This is a genomic window from Streptococcus sp. GMD4S, assembly GCF_000296955.1.
This window is the reverse complement of the sequence record NZ_AJRE01000174.1, coordinates 1-2,063: the sequence shown is the minus strand read 5'-3', so window position 1 is coordinate 2,063 and position 2,063 is coordinate 1. Positions and strand designations below refer to the sequence as shown.

At 42.8% G+C, this 2,063-nt stretch carries 2 protein-coding genes and 1 pseudogene; all 3 read right to left on the bottom strand.

Annotated features, from left to right (window positions below):
* Positions 1 to 508: pseudogene (locus GMD4S_RS08305) on the bottom strand (signal recognition particle-docking protein FtsY); the annotation flags it as partial.
* 3 nt (positions 509 to 511) lie between these two features.
* Entirely contained in the window at positions 512 to 1,330 is an 819-nt protein-coding gene (locus GMD4S_RS08300; RefSeq protein WP_000763426.1) for a Cof-type HAD-IIB family hydrolase, read from the bottom strand.
* A partial coding sequence (locus tag GMD4S_RS08295) for an HAD-IIB family hydrolase (RefSeq protein ID WP_000112237.1) occupies positions 1,330 to 2,063 on the bottom strand: 734 nt, incomplete at its 5' end. The genes GMD4S_RS08295 and GMD4S_RS08300, both read right to left, overlap by 1 nt.

Here is a 2,063-nt window from a genome sequence, read left to right as displayed (position 1 = left end):
TGATGAGCAGTTCTTCCAATTCTTCGAAGAATTCTTCATCGACAGAACGGAAGTTGGCAAAGAAGGCATTCAAACGAGCACCGAATCCGGTACGCGTCTTTTTGAGACTGCGGTCATATTTTTCCTGAACCGTTTCTTCAGACTGGTGACTTTCTTCTCCTACGTCTTCAGCCCCTAGCTCTTCTCCAGTTTCTAGAGATTCTTGGCTCTCTTCTTCGAAAAATTCTTCAGGTTCTTGGCCTTGCTCTGTCTCATCAACCTCTTCTTGAACCGTTTCCTCAACTGCTTCTGGTTCAATAACTTCTTCTGTCAAGATCTGAGGGGTTTCTTCTTGAGCAGGTGTTTCTTCCACTTTGTCTCTTGCTGTCTCTTCCTGAGAAGTTTCTTCGACTGAAGTTTGGTTTTCTTCAACCTCTTCTGACAAATCAAGATTTTCCAGAGCTTCTTTTACGATATCTTCGATTTTCGGCTCTTCTTTTTTTCCGAATAGACGGTCAAATAATCCCATATTCTAGTTCTCCTTTAGCACGTATTCTTCGATAGCCCAGGCAACGGCTTCCTCGTCGTTGGTCATTGGGGTAATGACATTGGCAACTGCCTTAACTGCTGGAACTGCATTTTGCATGGCAACTCCCAGACCTGCCCACTCAATCATGGAAAGGTCATTGGCCTCGTCCCCACAAGCAATGACTTGACTTTGGTCGATTCCTAAGTGTTTAATTAATTTCGCTAAACCTGTTGCCTTGTGGACATTTTTCGGTGACCATTCCAATAAGAGTTCACGCGATTTGAAGATCTCATATTGGTCAAACAATTCAGAAGAAATCTGTTGAATCGCTGTATCCAAAGGTTCTTGGGCAAAGGCAGTCACACATTTGTTATACGTCATCTGACTAGATAGATCCTCAAAAGCGACAGGTACGAAAGTCAAGGCTGGGTTGAACTTAGCATAGAGACTTTCTTGGTCCGACTGGATTTGATAGACGGTTCCTTCTGAAATAGCATCTAACGGAAGTCCGAGTTTTTCAGTTTCCTCGTACAAACGTGCCACATCATCGATTGAAAAGACGGTTTTATCGAGAATCTCTCCAGTATTTTTCTGTACCAGACCACCATTAAAGGTGATGGTGTACTCATCCTCCTGACCGTCAGTCCCTAGCTCATGGAGAAAGAAATCCATAGCTTTCAGAGGACGTCCCGTTGTCAGAACGACCTTGATGCCACGGTCACGCGCAGCTTTGAGGACCTCCTTGGTACGATCTGTCAGCTTTTTATCCGTTGTCAGCAAAGTACCGTCCAAATCCAGTGCAATCAATTTAATATCTGCCATTATAAGCCCTCCATATAAGTCATCACTGATTGGTCCTTATGGTGGCCAATCACTGTCTCTGCTAATTCTAAAATCTCTGGTCGCGCATTTTCAGGAGCGATGGGGTGCCCCACTACCTGCATCATGTGAAGGTCATTGAGATTATCGCCAAAAGCCATGACCTGATCCATGGTCAGACCAAGTTTTTTTGCCAGCTCAACAATAGCTACACCCTTATCAACATAGTCCAAGACAATATCAATGGATTCAAAACCAGTTGTCATGGCTTTCACACCAGGAACATTTTCGTTGACCCAGGCCTCACCAACTTCTATCGTTTCTTCTGTGAAGTTGGTGGTGAATTTAAAAATCTCATCCGTGATATCTTCTAAACTCGCTACTTTTTGAATGTTTTCATTGTAGTGACGACTAAACATCAGATAGATCTCATCCACTGTATCCAATACATAACAAGCTTTTTTCCCAGTCAAGAGCATTTTTCTTTCATCAAAATAGGGTGATTTCTTTAAAGCTTCAAAAGTGCTCAAGTAAAAATCCCGAGACATAGTAGCCTCATACATATCCTCACCATGAAACTCAACATAGCTCCCATTTTCAGCTATAAAAATCACTTCATCACGCACATCTGCAAACAACTTTTTCAGGGACAGGATACCACGACCTGAAGCCACTGCAAAATAAATCCCCTTTTCCTTGTAGGAAACAAGTACGTTTTTGAGGCGTTTCATATCAA